This window comes from Micromonospora sp. LZ37, from assembly GCF_059359015.1.
The window spans coordinates 1-16807 of sequence record NZ_JCADBL010000021.1; the positions used below are offsets into that span (position 1 = coordinate 1).

General features: G+C 73.6%; 16 protein-coding genes and 1 tRNA gene. 11 read left to right on the top strand and 6 right to left on the bottom strand.

Features of this window, described 5'->3' with window-relative positions:
* Positions 1 to 139: 139 nt before the first annotated feature.
* Positions 140 to 748 carry a helix-turn-helix domain-containing protein gene (locus AC5L3Z_RS28995; protein ID WP_494846565.1) on the bottom strand — a complete coding sequence of 203 codons (609 nt, stop codon included), beginning with the start codon at positions 746 to 748 and terminating at the stop codon, positions 140 to 142.
* Between the two features lie 207 nt (positions 749 to 955).
* Between AC5L3Z_RS28995 and cysS the strand changes: the two genes are divergently transcribed.
* Positions 956 to 2371, top strand: coding sequence for a cysteine--tRNA ligase (cysS, locus tag AC5L3Z_RS29000; protein ID WP_494846486.1), 1416 nt, complete (start codon positions 956 to 958; stop codon positions 2369 to 2371).
* On the top strand, positions 2371 to 3501 hold the full coding sequence (gene rlmB / locus AC5L3Z_RS29005) for a 23S rRNA (guanosine(2251)-2'-O)-methyltransferase RlmB (protein ID WP_494846488.1): 1131 nt from the start codon (positions 2371 to 2373) through the stop codon (positions 3499 to 3501). The genes cysS and rlmB overlap by 1 nt, the downstream gene beginning before the upstream one ends.
* Before the next feature lie 68 nt (positions 3502 to 3569).
* Here the strand turns inward: rlmB and AC5L3Z_RS29010 are convergent, their stop codons facing one another.
* Positions 3570 to 4661, bottom strand: coding sequence for an ABC transporter ATP-binding protein (locus tag AC5L3Z_RS29010; RefSeq protein ID WP_494846490.1), 1092 nt, complete (start codon positions 4659 to 4661; stop codon positions 3570 to 3572).
* 367 nt (positions 4662 to 5028) lie between these two features.
* Between AC5L3Z_RS29010 and AC5L3Z_RS29015 the strand changes: the two genes are divergently transcribed.
* The 6 genes from AC5L3Z_RS29015 to AC5L3Z_RS29040 all read left to right on the top strand — a co-directional run bounded on the left by AC5L3Z_RS29015 (position 5029) and on the right by AC5L3Z_RS29040 (position 8253).
* Positions 5029 to 5105 (top strand) — tRNA-Thr (locus AC5L3Z_RS29015).
* A gap of 469 nt (positions 5106 to 5574) precedes the next feature.
* Positions 5575 to 5979 carry a helix-turn-helix domain-containing protein gene (locus tag AC5L3Z_RS29020; protein WP_494846492.1) on the top strand — a complete coding sequence of 135 codons (405 nt, stop codon included), beginning with the start codon at positions 5575 to 5577 and terminating at the stop codon, positions 5977 to 5979.
* Between the two features lie 119 nt (positions 5980 to 6098).
* Complete coding sequence (locus tag AC5L3Z_RS29025) at positions 6099 to 6434, top strand: VOC family protein (protein ID WP_494846493.1); 336 nt, start codon at positions 6099 to 6101, stop codon at positions 6432 to 6434.
* A 13-nt stretch (positions 6435 to 6447) separates the two neighbouring features.
* Positions 6448 to 7113 carry a DUF998 domain-containing protein gene (locus AC5L3Z_RS29030; RefSeq protein ID WP_494846494.1) on the top strand — a complete coding sequence of 222 codons (666 nt, stop codon included), beginning with the start codon at positions 6448 to 6450 and terminating at the stop codon, positions 7111 to 7113.
* A gap of 72 nt (positions 7114 to 7185) precedes the next feature.
* Positions 7186 to 7800 (top strand): histidine phosphatase family protein, encoded by a 615-nt coding sequence (locus AC5L3Z_RS29035; protein ID WP_494846495.1) that lies wholly within the window; start codon positions 7186 to 7188, stop codon positions 7798 to 7800.
* 30 nt (positions 7801 to 7830) lie between these two features.
* Positions 7831 to 8253: an ASCH domain-containing protein gene (locus AC5L3Z_RS29040; RefSeq protein WP_494846496.1), complete on the top strand. Its 423-nt coding sequence runs from the start codon at positions 7831 to 7833 to the stop codon at positions 8251 to 8253.
* Between the two features lie 45 nt (positions 8254 to 8298).
* Here the strand turns inward: AC5L3Z_RS29040 and AC5L3Z_RS29045 are convergent, their stop codons facing one another.
* The 3 genes from AC5L3Z_RS29045 to AC5L3Z_RS29055 all read right to left on the bottom strand — a co-directional run bounded on the left by AC5L3Z_RS29045 (position 8299) and on the right by AC5L3Z_RS29055 (position 11279).
* Positions 8299 to 8883, bottom strand: coding sequence for a TetR/AcrR family transcriptional regulator (locus AC5L3Z_RS29045; RefSeq protein WP_494846498.1), 585 nt, complete (start codon positions 8881 to 8883; stop codon positions 8299 to 8301).
* A complete protein-coding gene (locus tag AC5L3Z_RS29050) occupies positions 8880 to 10487 on the bottom strand; it encodes a succinic semialdehyde dehydrogenase (protein WP_494846499.1) in 1608 nt (535 codons plus the stop codon). Before AC5L3Z_RS29050 ends, AC5L3Z_RS29045 begins: the two co-directional genes overlap by 4 nt.
* 129 nt (positions 10488 to 10616) lie before the next feature.
* Positions 10617 to 11279, bottom strand: coding sequence for a type 1 glutamine amidotransferase domain-containing protein (locus AC5L3Z_RS29055; protein ID WP_494846500.1), 663 nt, complete (start codon positions 11277 to 11279; stop codon positions 10617 to 10619).
* Positions 11280 to 11350: 71 nt separating this feature from the next.
* On the opposite strand from AC5L3Z_RS29055, the gene AC5L3Z_RS29060 reads away from it, so the two are divergent.
* On the top strand, positions 11351 to 12235 hold the full coding sequence (locus tag AC5L3Z_RS29060) for a LysR family transcriptional regulator (protein ID WP_494846501.1): 885 nt from the start codon (positions 11351 to 11353) through the stop codon (positions 12233 to 12235).
* A gap of 49 nt (positions 12236 to 12284) precedes the next feature.
* On the opposite strand, the gene AC5L3Z_RS29065 is transcribed toward AC5L3Z_RS29060, so the two are convergent.
* A complete protein-coding gene (locus tag AC5L3Z_RS29065; RefSeq protein ID WP_494846503.1) occupies positions 12285 to 12830 on the bottom strand; it encodes a hypothetical protein in 546 nt (181 codons plus the stop codon).
* Positions 12831 to 13093: 263 nt separating this feature from the next.
* Between AC5L3Z_RS29065 and AC5L3Z_RS29070 the strand changes: the two genes are divergently transcribed.
* Together AC5L3Z_RS29070 and AC5L3Z_RS29075 are read left to right on the top strand one after the other, a co-directional pair.
* A complete protein-coding gene (locus tag AC5L3Z_RS29070; protein ID WP_494846505.1) occupies positions 13094 to 15349 on the top strand; it encodes a M4 family metallopeptidase in 2256 nt (751 codons plus the stop codon).
* Between the two features lie 64 nt (positions 15350 to 15413).
* Positions 15414 to 16229, top strand: coding sequence for an enoyl-CoA hydratase/isomerase family protein (locus AC5L3Z_RS29075; protein ID WP_494846507.1), 816 nt, complete (start codon positions 15414 to 15416; stop codon positions 16227 to 16229).
* Positions 16230 to 16807 lie beyond the last annotated feature (578 nt).

Consider the following 16807-nt stretch of genomic DNA (forward strand, 5'->3'; position numbering starts at 1 on the left):
CGCCAAACCCTCAACTGGCAGAATCCCGCCCAAGCACTCCACAAGTACCTCGTTGCAACAGCCACCTGAAACCGCCCCGCCTGGACACCGCGACTCGCCGCAAACGAAGCCGATCTTGCCAAGGTGCGAGGCCGGAAGGTCAGGAGAGCGCGGCGGCGATCGACTCGGCGGCGGCGAGGACCTGCGCGCCGACGGTGTCCCCGTCCAGCGGGGCCAAGGCCACCACCCCGACGCTCGCCTCCAGGCCCGGCACCCCCAACACCGGCGCGGCCACCCCGTACGCCCCGGGTTGGAGCTCCCCGACGGTGCTCACCGGGTCGGCCACGCCCGCCCGGCCGGCCAGGATCGCCCGACCGGCCGCCCCACGCTCCAGCGGGTGCCGCGCGCCCGTCCGGTACGCCACGTGGAACGACGTCCAGCTCGGCTCGACCACCGCCAGCGCCACCCCCTCGCCGCCCTCCACCACGGTGAGGTGCGCGGTCGCGCCGGCCTGCTCGGCCAGCCGGCGCAGCGCGGGCAGCGCCCCCTCGGCCAGCAACGGCTGCGCCCGCCGGGCCAGGTGCAGCACGCCGGCGCCGAGGCGCAGCCGGCCGCCACCGTCCCGGCGCAGCATCCCGTGCCCGGTCAGCGCCCCGACCAGCCGGTAGACGGCCGCCCGACCGATACCCAGCCGGTTCGCCGCCTCGGTCACGGTCAGCCCGGCGGGCGCGTCGGCCACCAGATGCAGCAGGCGCAGGCCCCGGTCCAGGGTCTGCGCCGTCTCGCCGGCCCGGACCGTCTCGCCAACCCGGACCGCCGCGTCGCCGAGCGCCGGCCTGTCCCGTCCCGTCGCGCCGACGCCGACCCGGGCCGCCGCGTCGCCGGACTCGCCGGGCCTCGCCGTCGTCTCCACAGCACGCAGCGTACGACCCGGCTCCGGGCGACCTGGGAATGCGTGGACGGCTACCCTTGTACGGTGACGCTACGCCTGTATGACACCGCCACCCGATCGGTGCGGGACTTCGTCCCGCGGGAAGCCGGCAAGGTGGGGGTTTACCTGTGTGGTCTCACCCTCCAGTCTCCACCGCACATCGGCCACCTTCGCTCCGGCGTCAACTACGACGTGCTGCGCCGCTGGCTGCTCGCCGCGGGCTACGAGGTCACCTTCGTCCGCAACCTGACCGACATCGACGACAAGATCCTGGTCAAGGCGCAGGAGCAGGGCCGGCCGTTCTGGTCGATCGCGTACGCCAACGAGCAGCTGCTCGCCGACTCGTACCGGGCGTTGAACGTGCTGCCGCCGACGTACGAGCCGCGCGCCACCGGGCACATCCCGGAGATGCACGAGCTGATCGCGAAGCTGATCGCCGACGGGTACGCCTACCCGGCCACCGACGGCTCCGGCGACGTCTACTTCGACGTGACCTCCTGGCCGGCGTACGGGTCGCTGTCGGGCGCGTCGCCGGACGCGATGCAGTCGGCCGGCGACGCGCCGGACCGGGGCAAGCGGGACCCGCGCGACTTCGCCCTCTGGAAGGGCGTCAAGTCCGACGAGCCGGCCGACGCGTACTGGCCGTCGCCGTGGGGGCGGGGCCGGCCCGGCTGGCACATCGAGTGCTCGGCGATGTGCTGGCGCTACCTGGGCGCCGAGTTCGACATCCACGGCGGCGGGCTGGACCTGACCTTCCCGCACCACGAGAACGAGGTCGCCCAGTCGCAGGCCGCCGGGCTGCCCTTCGCCCGCTACTGGGTGCACCACGGGCTGCTCGGCATCGGCGGCACCAAGATGGGCAAGTCGCTGGGGAACGCCCTCGACCTGGCGTACGTGGAGTCGCTCGGGGTGCGCCCGGTCGAGCTGCGCTACTACTACGCCGCCGCGCACTACCGCTCGCTGATCGACTACTCCGAGGACGCGCTGCGCGACGCCGCGGTGGCGTACCGGCGGATCGAGGGCTTCGTGCTGCGGGCCGCCGAGCGGGTCGGCGCCGGTCAGCTCGGTGAGCTGCCCGCCGGCTTCGTCGCCGCGATGGACGACGACCTGAACACCTCGGCCGCCCTCGCCGTGCTCCAGGGGGTGCTCAGGGACGGCAACACCGCCCTGACCGACGGCGACGATGTGACCGTGCGCACGACCCTGGGGGCCGTACGGGCGATGCTGGATATCCTCGGCGTCGACCCCCTGGACCCGGCCTGGAACGGCGGTGGCCGCGCGGACGACCTGCGCGGCGTGGTGGACTCCCTGATCGCGCTGGCCCTGGAGCAGCGCGCGCAGGCGCGCAGCCGCAAGGACTGGGCTGCCGCGGACGCCGTACGCGACCAGTTGAAGCAGGCCGGCGTGGTGGTGGAGGACACCCCCCAGGGCCCCCGATGGACTATTGGAGAGCAGGACTGATGGCCGGCAACTCGCAGCGCCGTGGCCGGCGTCTGACCCCGAAGGCGGGCGCCCCGAAGGGCTCCGGCGGCAAGAACAAGGACGCCCTGGCGGGACGGGGCAGGACCCTGCCCGCCGATGAGCGGCCGTGGCACAAGGCGTACTCGGGCACCGAGAAGCTGCCCCAGCGCACCGCCTGGAAGCAGGACAAGGAGCGCCGCGCGGCGGCCGAGGAGGGGCGTGCCCCCAAGATCGGCCAGCCGGGCTCGAAGGACACCACCTGGGGCAGGGGCGGTGGCCGGGGCGTTCCGGTCGGCCGGGGCGGCACCGGCGGTCGGGGCGGCAAGCCCACCGGCCGGACCGGTCCGCGGGTCGCGCCGGGACGCAAGTCCAACCCGGCCAAGGACAGCCCGGAGCTGCTGGTCGGCCGCAACCCGGTGCTGGAGTCGCTGCGCACGCAGGTGCCGGCGACCGCGCTCTACACCGCGCAGGGCATGGACGCCGACGACCGGGTCAACGAGATCATCCGTACGGCCGCCGACCGGGGCATCGCCATCCTGGAGGTCAGCCGGGCCGAGCTGGACCGGATGACCGGCGGGGTGCTGCACCAGGGCGTCGGTCTCCAGGTGCCGCCGTTCGCGTACGAGCCCTTCGAGGACATGCTGGCCGCGTCGGTGGAGCACACCGCCCCGCTGCTGGTGGCGCTGGACGGGGTCACCGACCCGCGCAACCTGGGCGCGGTGATCCGCTCCGCCGCCGCGTTCGGCGCGCAGGGTGTCTTCGTACCCGAGCGGCGGGCCGCCGGGATCACCGCGACCGCCTGGCGGACCTCCGCCGGCGCGGCCGCGCGGGTGCCCGTCGCCCAGGTCACCAACCTGACCAGGGCGTTGAAGGCCTGCCGGGACGCCGGCTTCATGGTGGTCGGCCTGGACGCCGACGGCGAGACCGACCTGTACGACCTGGAGGCCGCGGTCGGCCCGCTGGTCGTGGTCGTCGGCTCGGAGGGGCGCGGGCTGTCCCGGCTGGTCGGGGAGACCTGCGACCTGACCGTCAGCATCCCGATGATCTCCGACGTGGAGTCGCTCAACGCCAGCGTCGCCGCCGCCGTCACCCTCGCCGAGGTGTCCCGCCGCCGCGCCGCCGAGGGCTGACCGACCGGTTCACGCAGACGAGAAGGGGCGGTCCGCCGTGGCGGACCGCCCCTTTCGCTGTACGTACGTCAGATCCGGATGCCGGTGGCGGCGTGGAAGACGTGGCTGCGGCCGGCGCGCGGCTTGACGAACACGGTGTCACCCATGTTCGGCATGGTGCGCCGGTCGGTGCGGACGACGAAGCGCTCGTCGTGACCCTCCAGCGCGGCGTGGCCGTAGACGTTGGCGTCCGAGCCGAGGTCCTCGACCAGCTCGACGACGACCGGCATGCCGCCCTCGGTCGGGCTGACCAGGTCGCAGTCCTCCGGACGGAAGCCCACGGTCACCTTGCCGTCGCCGCCCTCGGCGCGGGCGGCCTCGACCTGCTCGCGGGTCAGCGGGATGTGCATCTCGGCGAAGGCCGCGCCCTGGTCGTTCAGCGGCACGGTCTTGATGTTCATGGCGGGGGAGCCCATGAAGCCGGCGACGAAGACGTTGGCCGGGGTGTCGTAGAGCGCCCGCGGGGTGTCCACCTGCTGGAGGATGCCGTCGAGCATGACCGCCACCCGGTGGCCCATGGTCATCGCCTCGACCTGGTCGTGCGTGACGTAGACCGTGGTGATGCCGAGCTTGGCCTGGAGCGAGGCGATCTGGGTACGGGTCTGCACGCGGAGCTTGGCGTCGAGGTTCGACAGCGGCTCGTCCATGAGGAAGACCTGCGGCTCGCGGACGATCGCCCGGCCCATCGCGACCCGCTGGCGCTGACCACCGGAGAGCGCCTTCGGCTTGCGGTTGAGGAACTCCTCCAGCTGGAGCAGCCCGGCCGCCTCCTTGACCCGACGGTCGATCTCGTCCTTGGAGGTCTTGCGCAGCTTCAGCGCGAACGCCATGTTCTCGTACACCGACATGTGCGGGTAGAGGGCGTAGTTCTGGAAGACCATCGCGATGTCGCGGGCCTTCGGGGGAAGGTGGGTGACGTCCCGGTCGTCGATGTAGATCGCGCCGTCGTCGACGTCCTCCAGGCCGGCGAGCATCCGCAGGCTGGTGGACTTGCCGCAACCCGACGGGCCGACCAGGACGAGGAACTCCCCGTCGCCGATCTGGAGGTCGAGCTGGTTCACCGCGGGGCGTTCGGTGCCCGGGTAGATCCGGGAGGCCTTCGCGTACGTGACCGTAGCCATGGTGGTGCGCTTCCTTTCACCGGCAGGAACGTGCCGGACGATCCGAGTGAAGGAGCCACCGGCACCGCGTCGGTGCCGGTCCGCGGACGGCGCAACCGTTCGGCCGGAGCCGGACGGGGGTGTCGCCCGTGTGACTGCACGGTAAACGCCTTTTCCGGGCCTGCCAAGACGGGGGACGCCGGAAGGGACGGACCGCATACGCATTCCGGTCAGTCGGGCACGGGCGGGCAGGAATCCCCTCGGCGGATGCGGCCCTTCGGCGCCGATCCGTCGGCGAAGAGCGTCAGCGATCGACGTTTTCCGTGCTCGGCGGCCTGCCGAGCGGGAATTCCGCACGTCGGATCGCTATGCTGACGTCGACACACGCGCCCCTGTAGCTCAGCTGGCCAGAGCACTCGCCTTGTAAGCGAGATGTCGCCGGTTCGATCCCGGCCGGGGGCTCCAACTCCACCAGGCAGCTTCCACCGGGGCGCTGCCGTGCGCCGCCCGGTTGACGGCAACGCCGACAGCAACCGGGGCCACGACAGCCGCCGGGAGCGCGTCCGGACGAAGTGAGGTGGGCCGCCCAGCTCCATCAACAGGAAATACGGACGCGCTGGATGGCCGCGGGCAACGTTGATCAGGATTGTTACAAGCTGTGACGCCCGCGCCGTTGTCTCGACGATGGCGGCCGGGCGGTGAGTCCGCCGGTGACCCAACACAGGGGGACTGTCGCGACGAGACCACTGAGCCCGAAGAGCTGCCAGAAGCGGGCGGTGGCGACCTGTGGCTGGCCGGGCCGATCACCTGGGCTCGGTTCATGCAGGCGTGGACCCGCGGCTACCTCGGCCGGGGCGCCCGATGCATCGCGTGTCCTCACCGAAGTGGCCCGCCTCCGCCCGATAGCCTGGGCGGACGCGGGGAGGCGAGGTCGATGAGTCGCGCGGTGGAGCAGTCGAACCGGGCCCTGCTGCGCGCCCGGGACGCCATGGACCGGGCGTACGCCCAGCCGTTGGACATCGCGGCGCTGGCCCGGATCGCGCACGTCTCCCAGGCCCACTTCATCCGTACCTTCCGGGCCACCTTCGGTGAGACGCCGCACCGCTACCTGCAACGCCGTCGGGTGGAGCGGGCGATGTCCCTGTTGGTGGAGAGCGACCGGGACGTCACCGACATCTGCTTCGCGGTCGGCTTCGGCAGCCTCGGCACGTTCAGCCGGACGTTCCGGCAGATCGTCGGCGAGTCGCCGAGCGACTTCCGCCGGCGCCGGTCGGCCGCCGCCGCGCACGTGCCGAGCTGCTTCACCAAGGCCTGGACCAGACCGAGCAGTTTCGGATAAGCGGCAGGTCACGCCCGACCTCTAGCGTCATGGGCATGACGATGAACGCGATCAGCCGCTCCTAGATCTACGTCCTCGACCAGGACGAGGCCCTCGACTTCTACGTGGGCAAGCTCGGCATGGAGGTCAACACCGACCAGGACCTCGGCTTCATGCGCTGGCTCACGGTCAACCTGCCCGGCGACCCGGAGCGCGAGGTCCTGCTGGAGAAGCCCGGCCCGCCGGCGCTCGACCCGGCCACCGCCGAGCAGGTCCGCGAGCTGCTCACCAAGGGCGCGCTGCCCGGCTCCCTCTTCATGACCACCGACGACGCCCACAAGACGTACGAGGACCTGGTCGCCAAGGGTGTGGAGATCACCGACGAGCCGATGGAGCGCCCGTACGGGATCGACTTCGGCATCCGCGATCCGTTCGGCAACCGGATCCGCATCGGCCAGATGTTCCCCCGGCCCTGAGCGGAGGCGAGCCGTGACCGACGCGATCACCCTTCCCGAGGTCCGACCGGTCGCGAGCGGGCGGGACCGGGTCCTGCTGGCCGGCGGTACCCTCGCCGGCCCGATCTTCGCCGTCTCCGCGCTGGTCCAGGGCGCCAGCCGCGACGGCTTCGACTTCCGGCGGCACCCGGTCAGCATGCTGAGCACCGGCGACCTGGGCTGGATCCAGATCGCCACCTTCCTGGTCACCGGGGCGCTCTGCGTCGCAGCGGCCGGCGCGCTGCGCCGCACCCCCACGACCGGCTCGACCTGGCTGCCTCGGCTGCTCGGCCTCTGGGGGCTCGGCCTGATGGCGGCCGGCGTCTTCAGCGCCGACCCGGCCGACGGCTTCCCGGCCGGCACGCCGCGCGGCCCCGGGCAGATCAGCTGGCACGGCGGGCTGCACTTCCTCGCGGCGGCGGTCGCCTTCGGCGCGCTGATCCTGGCGACCGTCATCGCCGTTCGCCGGGCCGCCCGCCGGGGCGCGCGGGCGTGGGCCGTCGCCAGCATCGCGACCGGCGCCGGCTTCGCGCTCGCCTGGGGCGCGCTGATCGTCCGGCCCGGCCCGGCGACCATGATCGCCTTCGGCCTCGCGGTGGCCGCCGGCTGGGCCTGGGTCACCGCGACGTTCGCGGGAGCGCTGCGACGGTCGCCTCGCTGAGCGTGAGCGGGACGGCGACGGCCGGGAGGCGCGGGTTAGCATCGCGCCTCCCGGCCGCACGAGGAGACGACGATGGCCACGCGACTGCTCTATCTGGCTCGGCACGGCGAGCAGGACCGCCCGGAGGTCGAGTCGCCCGAGGTGGGTCTCTCGGAGCGGGGTCGCCGTCAGGCCACGCTGCTCGGCCAGCGGCTGCGGGCCGTACCGTTGCGCGCCGTCCACCACGGCCCGCTGCGCCGGGCCGCCGAGACCGCCGAGCTGGTCGCCGCGTCGCTGCCGAAGGTCCCGGTGTACGAGACCGAGCTGGCCGGCGACCATCTCCCGCACGACACCGACCCGGCCGGCCTGCCCGTGGCGTACGCGAGCTTCCTGGCCCGCTTCTCGCCGCGCGAGCGGGTCGACGGGCCGCGACTGGCGGCGGAGGCCGTCGCCCGCTTCGCCACCGCCCCGGCGGAGGGTGACGTCCGCGAGTTGGTGATCACCCACAACTTCCTGATCGCCTGGCTGGTCCGGCACGCCCTCGACGCCCCGGAACGGCGCTGGCTGGGAGTGAACCACCACAACGCCGGGCTGACCGTGATCCGCTACAGCTCGTCCGGGCCGCCCAACCTGGTCGCCTTCAACGACGTGGCGCACCTGCCGCCCGAGCTGCGCGGCACCGGGCTGCCCAGCGACTATCGGGTGTGACCGGCGCCCCGCGCCGACTACGGTCGCCGGATGACGACGCCCCCACCCGACCTGCCGAAGACCGAATTCGCCTTTCCGGGGCCGCTTCGCGACCAGCTCGTCGCCGCCGTCCGCTCCGGCGCGAAGACCTCCACCACCGGCCTGCTTCAGGACTACGAGCGTGACGGCGAGCCGCTGCCGCTGGTCGGCGCACGGTCGGTCGTGGTCGACTCCGCCGACCGCCCGATCGCGGTCATCGAGGTGACCGAGGTACGCGTCGTCCGGCTCGGCGACGTCGACCTCGACCACGCCCGGGACGAGGGCGAGGGGTACGGGTCCGTCGCCGCCTGGCGCGCCGGGCACGAAGCGTACTGGCACGGGCCGGACTACCGGGGCTGGCTCGGCGACCCGGACTTCACCGTGGACGACGACACCCTCGCGGTGGCCGAGCGGTTCCGGCTGCTCCATGGGTGACGGCGGGGCGGCGGAACATTGCCGTTGCGCGCCGGAGCGCGAGGGTCAGGGCGCCGGCGTCGTGGGCAGGCCGGCGAGCAACGTGTCGACCAGCGCGTCCGCGTCCGCCGCCGAGAACGGACGGTGGGTCACCACGGCCCGCAGCCAGACCGGTCCGAGCAGCAGGTCGGCCAGGAGCAGGTCGTCCACCGGCCCGCTCAGCTCGCCCCGGTCGCGGGCCCGGGCGGTGATCTCGGCGACGTGGGCGCAGTGCTGGCCGAGCAGTTCGTCGGCGAGCCGGGCCAGCTCCGGGTCGGCGCCGGTGTGCGCGAGCACGTCGGCGGCGAGCCGGCCCGGCCCCGCACCGAGGAAGGCCGCCTTGGCGCGGACCAGCGTGACCAGGTCCCCGCGCAGGGTGCCGGTGTCCGGCACCGGCAGGTCCCGGGCGATGGCGTGCCGGAAGGTGGCGGCCACCAGCGCTGGCTTCGAGGGCCACCAGCGGTAGAGGGTGGTCTTGTTGACCCCGGAGCGGCGGGCCACTCCCTCGATGGTCAGCCCGGCGTACCCGTCGGTGTCGAGCAGGTCGAGCACGGCGGCGTGGATGGCGGCTGCGCCGCGCGGCCCGCGACCGGCCGTCGCCACGCCGGTCACCGGCCGACGCGGCGCAGCAGGCGCAGCGCCGCGGTCATCCGGCGGGTCCAGGCCGCGGTCTCCGCGCCCGGCCGGTGGTACGCCGGGGCGAGGTCCAGCCCGCGCTGCCGGGCGACGGTCTTGACCCGGGTGAAGCGGAGCAGCCCGTCGGCGCCGTGCCGGCCGCCGAGCCCGGAGTCCTTCCACCCGCTCATCGGCGCGTCGATGCTGCCCCAGACCGCGGAGTAGCCGTCGTCGACGTTGACGCTGCCCGCCTCGATCCGGGCGGCGACCGCCTCGCCGCGCGCGCCGGAGCCGCTGAACACGCTGGCGTTCAGGCCGTACGCGGTGTCGTTGGCCAGGGCGACGGCCTCGTCGTCGGTGTGGAACCGGTGGACGGCGACCACCGGCCCGAAGGTCTCCTCGGCGTACATCCGCATGCCGGGGGTGACGCCGGTGAGCACGGTCGGCTCGAAGACGTACGCGCCGATGTCGGGCCGGTGCCGGCCACCGGTGTGCACGGTGGCGCCGTGCTCGACGGCGTCCGCGACGTGCGCGGTGACCGTGTCGAGCTGGCGTGCGGAGGCCAGCGAGCCGAGATCGGCGTCGAAGTCGCCGCCGATCCCCAGCCGCAGCGTCGCGGTACGCGCCACGAAGCGGCGCAGGAACTCGTCGTGCAGCCGGTCGGCGACGTACACCCGCTCGATCGAGACGCAGAGCTGCCCGGCGCTGGCGAAGCAGGCCCGGATCGTCCCCTCGACCGCCCGGTCCAGGTCGGCGTCGTCGAGCACCAGCAGCGGGTTCTTGCCGCCCAGCTCCAGCGACGCCGGGACCAGCCGGCGCGCGGCCTGGGCGGCGACCTCCCGGCCGACCCGGGTGGAGCCGGTGAAGCAGACCAGGTCGGCCCGCTCGGTGACCAGCGGACCGACGTCGGCGCCCTCGCCGGCCACGACCTGCCAGAGCGCGGCGGGCAACCCCGCCTCGACGGCCAGGGCGCGGACCCAGAGGGCGGTGAGCATGGTCGCCGGGTCGGGTCGGTGCACCACCGCGTTGCCCGCCATCAGGGCCGGCAGCACTTCGGCGGTGGCGAGCGAGAGCGGGTAGTTCCAGGGCGAGACGACGCCCACCACGCCGACCGGGAAGCGCAGCTCGCGGGTGCGGGTGAGCAGCGGCAGGGCGCCCCCACGGCGGCGTGGGCGCAGCAGCCGCGCCGTGGCGCGGGCGTAGTAGCGGGCGGTGATCGCCACGTCGAGGACCTCCTCGACGGCGTGCCGCCGGGCCTTGCCGGCCTCCAGTTGGACCAGGTCCAGCCCGTCGGCCTGCCGGTCGAGCACGAGGTCGTGCAGCCGGAGCAGGACGGCGGCCCGGCGGGCCACCGGCAGCGCCGCCCAGGTCCGCTGTGCGCCGGCCGCGTCGGCGAACGCGGCGTCCACGTCGGCCGGGCCGCTCGACGGTACGACCACCGTCGCCGCGCCGGTCAGCGGCGAGGTGGCGGTGAAGGTGGGACCGGTGCCGCGTACCTGGTCGACCAGCGCGTCCACCCCGGCGGGCAGCGTCGGCGGGGTGCCGCCGACGGCCGGGTTGCCGGGCGGGGCGGTCTGTGGGGTCAACGCGGCAGCGGTCATGCGGCCACCGTACTGCAACGCAACGTCGCGTTGCAAAGTTTCGGGCTGGAGCAGCGGTGCCGGACGGAAGGAAGCGTGGCCACCCCGCTGGGGAGCGGCCACGCTTCCGCGACGGCTGGGCGGGCGGGTTCAGCCGGCCTGGACGGCCCGGACGACGGCCTCGGCCATGGCGCGGGCGGACTGGGGGTTCTGGCCGGTGACCAGGCGGCCGTCGACGACGACCTGCTCGGTGAAGTTCGGTGCCGGGACGTGCGTGGCGCCGGCCTCGGCGAGCTTGTCGGCGAGCAGGAACGGCACCTCGGCCGAGAGGCCGACGGCGTCCTCCTCGTCGTTGGTGAAGCCGGCCACCCGCTTGCCCGCCACCAGGTGCGAGCCGTCGGAGAGCTTCAGGTTCACCAGGGCGGACGGGCCGTGGCAGACGGCGGCGACCACACCGCCGCGCTCGTAGATCGAGGCGGCGATCCGGGCCAGGTCCGGGTTGTCCGGGAAGTCCCACATGGTGCCGTGGCCGCCGGCGAAGACCACCACGTCGTACCCGGAGGGGTCGACCTCCGCCGCCTTGGCGGTGCTCTCCACGCCGGCGGTGGCGAGGAAGTCGTTCTGGGTCTTGTCGTTCTCGTCCCGGCCGTCCAGCGGCGGCTGGCCGCCGGCCACCGACACCAGGTCGACGTCCCACCCGGCGGCCCGGAAGACCTCCCACGGCTCGGCGGCCTCGCCGACGTAGAAGCCGGTCTCCCGGCCGGTGTCGCCGAGATGGCGGTGGCTGGTCAGAGCGATCAGTGCACGAGTCATGCCGCCATGCTGGCTCGCGAATCCATAGCCGACCAATAGGCGAACCACACAGCGGCGATAGGTTTGCTGATGTGAAGGTGTCGCTCGACCTGCTCCGCAGCTTCCTCGCCGTACACCGGTCCGGGTCGATCACGGCCGCCGCCGAGCTGCTCGGCCTGGCCCAGCCCACGGTCACCGCGCAGCTGCGGACGCTGGAGGAGGCGGTCGGCCGGCCGCTCTTCGACCGGGTGCCCCGGGGCGTGCTGCCCACCCCGGCCGGTGACGAACTGGCCCGCCGGGTGGCCGAGCCGCTGGACCGGCTGGACGCCGTGCTCGCCGACGACGCGGCCACGCCGTACCCCCGGACGGTCTTCCTGGGCGGCCCGGCGGAGTTCCTCGCCGAACTGGCCCTGCCGGCGGTGGCCGGGCTGGTCGCCGAGGGCCTGGAGCTGCGGGTCTCGGCCGGCCTGCCCGACCGGCTCCTCGACGACGTGGCCGCCGGCCGGCTCGACCTCGCGGTGAGCAGCGTGCGCCCCCGGCGACGGGGGCTGACCGCCGAGCCGCTCTACGACGAGGAGTTCGCCCTGGTCGCCGCGCCGGTCTGGGCGCGGCGGCTGCCCGACCCGGTGACCCCGCAGTCGCTGCGGGACGTGCCCCTGGTGGCGTACGCGGAGGAGGCGCCGATCCTGCGCCGCTGGTGGCGGACGGTCTTCGACACCCGACTGACCCGTACACCCAGCCTGGTGGTGGCCGACCTGCGCGCGGTCCTGGCGGCGGTGCTCGCCGGGGCCGGGGCGAGCGTGCTGCCGACGTACCTGTGCCGGGCCCACCTGGCCGCCGGCGCGCTGCGGCCGCTGCTCACCCCGGCCGTGCCGCCGCTGAACACGCTCTTCCTCGCCGCCCGGCCCGGGGTGGCCGGGCGGCGCGAGGTGACCGCCGTGCGGCGGGCCCTGCTGACGGCGGCGTCCGGCTGGTAGGCCGCCCCGCCGCTGCGCCGGTCTGGGCGGGCGCGGGGGTGTCGACGGGTCAACCGGAGGTGGCCTGGAAGAGCAGTTGGGCCAGGGCGGTGGCGGCCGGGGCGGGCTGGGCGCCGGTCGGACAGTCGGTCCAGCTGACGGTGCGGGTGTCGGCGGTCAGCCGGTAGGTGTAGGCGTCCGCGCAGCGGCCGGGGCTCGGATCGGTGCCGCCGCCCCGGGTGGCGGCCCCGACCAGCCCGCGGAGCCGCCCGAGGTCCGCGGGGGCCAGCTGGCCGCTCCGGCTCGCCCCGGCCCGGTCGGTCGCCGTCCAGCGGCCGTCCGACTCGACGGCCACGGTGTCGTTCCCGCCGGCGATGCCGCCGGTGCGGGTCAGCGTCACCGGCCCGGGGGTCGCGACCGGGGTGGCGGTGACGTCCGGTGCGGCGGTGCCGGTTGCCGGGGTAGTCGTGGCGGTCGCGGAGCGCGTCGGCGCGGGCGGGCCGGGGCCGGTCGCTGAGCAGCCGGTCAGGAGGGCGGCGACGACCGCGATCGTGGCGGCGGCGTGGGCGGTCGACCTCATGCCGTTCGGACGCGCGCCACCGCCGCCGGGTTCCATCAGTGCTGCTCATCCTCCGTTCGGGCAGTGTCGAGGGCTGGAAGCGCTTCCGCCCTTCCCCTTTCTCGAATACATCGTTATATCTACATGCGTGACTACCCCCGTCACAACTCCCCTGTCAGGAGGGCACGTGAAACGACCCCTCGCCGCCGTCAGCGCAGCGCTGCTCACCAGCGGCCTGCTGGACCTGCGTCGCCACCGCGGCGCACGCGGCCCCCACCGCCCCCGCCCCGGACACCTCCCCTGCGGCTCGCGCCGAGAGCGTGCTCCGCAGCAACCCCGGCGCCGTCCAGGGCGTCAGCGGAGAGTCCTACCAGGCCGTCCGCACGAAGGTGGACGCCAATGGTGCCGCGCACACCCGCTACACCCGCACCTACCAGGGCCTCCGCGTCTACGGCGGTGACTTCGTCATCCACACGGCGCCCAACGGCAGCTACGCCGGCTCCTCCGTCGGCCTCGCCGCCCCGCTGACCCTCGCCACCAGCGCGAAGGTCTCCCCGGCCGCCGCCAGGGCGACCGCCCGCAAGCAGTTCGAGGGCAAGTTGGAGACGGTCGGCGCCCCGGAGCTCTTCGTCGACGCCAGCTCCGGCCGGGGTCGCCTCGCCTACGAGACGGTGCTCACCGGTTGGCACACCGACGGCCAGACGCCGTCGACGTTCCACGTCATCACCGACGCGGTCAGCGGCAAGGTGATCGGCTCGTACGACGAGGTCGAGATGGTGGTCGGCAGCGGCCAGAGCGTCTACTCCGGCACGGTCGCCATCGACACCACGCTCTCCGGCAGCACGTACCAGATGATCGACCCCTCACACGGCAACGGCTCCACCTGCGACATGAACAACGGCACGTCGACCTGCACCACGTTCACGAACTCCGACAACACCTGGGGTGACACCAACACCCGCCAGCGTGCGGGCGTGGACGCCCACTTCGGCGCCGCCACGACCTTCGACTACTTCAAGAACGTGCACGGCCGCAACGGCATCTTCGGCAACGGCACCGGCGTGCCGAGCCGGGTGCACTACGGCAACAACTACGTCAACGCCTTCTGGGACGGCTCCCGGATGACCTACGGCGACGGCTCCGGCAACTCCCGGCCGCTGGTCTCGCTCGACGTGGCCGGCCACGAGATGAGCCACGGCGTCACCGAGAACGTGGTACCCGGCGGCCTGACCTACTCCGGTGAGTCCGGCGGCCTCAACGAGGCCACCAGCGACATCTTCGGCAACATGGTCGAGTTCTACGCGAACGTCCCCAGCGACCCGGGCGACTACCAGGTCGGCGAGAAGATCAACATCAACGGCAACGGCACCCCGCTGCGCTACATGTACGACCCGAAGCTGGACGGCTCGTCCGACACCTGCTGGACGACCGCCACCAGGAACAAGGACGTGCACTACTCGTCCGGCCCGGCCAACCACTTCTTCTTCAACCTGGCCGAGGGCACCGGCGCCACCCCGTACGGCACCTCGCCGATCTGCGGCTCCGCTCCCGCGGTGACCGGCATCGGCCGGACCAAGGCGGAGAAGATCTGGTTCCGGGCGCTCGACGTCTACTTCACGTCGAACACCTCGTACGTCAACAACACCACCCCGTCGAACACCGCCCGGGCGTACACCCTGCGCGCGGCGACCGACCTGTACGGCAACTGCTCCACCGAGTACAAGGCCGTCCAGGCGGCGTGGACCGCGGTGGCCGTCGCAGGCAACGACGCGCCCTGCTCGTCCACCGGCAACGACTTCTCCGTCACGCTCTCGCCGACCTCCGGCTCGGTGACCGCCGGCGGCTCGGTCTCCACCACCGTCGCCACCGCCACCACGAGCGGCAACGCGCAGACGGTGACGTTCTCCGCGTCCGGCCTGCCGACCGGCGCCACCGCCACCTTCAACCCGACCTCGGTGACCTCGGGCGGCTCGTCCACCCTCACCATCGCCACCACGGCGAGCACCCCGGCCGGCACGTACCCGGTGACCGTCACCGGCGCCGGCTCGGTGAACAGGACGGCCAGCTACACGCTGACCGTCAACGGCACCGGCGGCGGCTGCACCGGCGCGGGCCAGAAGCTCGGCAACCCCGGCTTCGAGTCCGGCACCAACCCGTGGACGTCGACCTCGGGCGTCATCGGCTCGTTCACCGGCCAGCCGGCCCGCACCGGCACCCGCAACGCCTGGCTGGACGGGTACGGCAGCAGCCACACCGACACGCTCTCCCAGGCGGTGAGCCTGCCGGCCGGCTGCACGACGTACAACTTCACCTTCTGGCTGCACGTCGACTCGGCGGAGACCACCACCGGCACCGTGTACGACACCCTCCGGGTGCAGGTGCTCAACTCCTCCGGGACGGTGCTGGCGACCCTGGCGACCTACTCGAACCTGAACAAGGCCACCGGGTACGCGCAGAAGTCGTTCTCGCTGGCCTCGTACGCCGGCCAGACCGTCACCCTGAGGTTCACCGGCACCGAGGACGCCACGCTGCAGACGTCCTTCGTGATCGACGACACCGCGGTCGACGTCTCCTGACCTGACCTCGCCGTCGGCGAGCCCGGCGCCACCCCTCGCGGGTGGTCGCCGGGCCCGCGCCGTTATGGTCGCCGGACCGGCGTCGGCGCGCGCCGACCGGCACGGAAGGGGTGGTGGCGTGTCCGACGCGGAGTTGACCGTCGAGGTGACCGGCGCGGTGGCGACGGTGACGATCCGCAACCCGGCGCGGCGCAACGCGATGACCCCGGCGATGTGGCGGCAACTGCCGGTGCTGCTGGACGGCCTGGAGGCCGACCCGGCCGTGCGCGCCCTGGTGCTGACCGGCGCGGAGGGCACCTTCTGCGCCGGGGCGGACCTGGGCGACCTGGACGAGCTGCTGGAAGCCGGCGACGGCAGCATCGCGGTGGTCGCCGAGGAGCGGCTGGCCGCCTTCGCCAAGCCGACCGTCGCCGCGATCGCCGGGTCCTGCGTGGGCGGCGGCTGCCAGCTCGCGGTCGCCTGCGACCTGCGCATCGCCACCCCGGACGCCCGGTTCGGCGTGCCGCCGGCGCGGCTCGGGCTGGTCTACCCGGCCCCGACCACCCGCCGGCTGACCCGGCTGGTCGGCCCCGCCACCGCGAAGTTCCTGCTCTTCACCGCCGAGCTGATCGACGCCGAGCGGGCGTTGCGGGTCGGCCTGGTGGACGAGGTGGTCGACGATCTCACCGCCCGGGTGGACGCGATCACCGGTGCCATCGCGCAGCGCTCGCAGCTCAGCGTCGCCGCCGCCAAGGAGATCGTGGACGACCGGGCCGGGCCGGCCCGGATCGCCTGGTGGCACCGGAAGGTGCGGGACAGCGGCGAGGCCCGCGAGGGCATCGCGGCCCACCGCGAGCGCCGCGCGCCCAACTTCGGCTGGACGCCGTCCGACCGGCCCTGACCACCCCCCTGATCCACAGGTACGACCATCGCCCGCCGCGCTGCTTCATCCGCTCCCGATCGTGATCCCGTCCGTCGCAGGGGCAGGCCCTCGGTGCCGTGGGACGTCCCTCGCGGGCGCTTTCGAGCTGATGACGTAGACGAATCGGCCTGTCGGTTCGGGCCGGCCCGGCTCGGCTGACGTCACTCGCCTGCGCTGATCCTGCGCGCTTTCGAGCTGATGACGTGGACGAATCGGCTTGTCGGTTCGGGCCGGCCCGGCGCGGTGCCGTCACCGGTCGGCGCTGGAGTCCGGTGACTGCCGACTCGTGGGCGGGCATGCGGCTTCGCGCGCTTGAGTCGTTTACGACATCAGCTCTAAAGCGTCGTCGACCCCCTCTTCCTCCGGCCGGCGCCGTCATGGGCGGCACCGGCACCCGGCGTCCTGCATGCGAAGGCTCAGCCGCGGCCCGCAGAGCCGGCGGAGTCCAAGGCGCGCCAACGCGGCCGGCACCCCGCCGCGTGCGCGGCGCACCGACACCGGTCACCGGCCGTGCTGCACCGGCACCGGCGCCGGCACCAACCCGTGCTGAGCTGGAT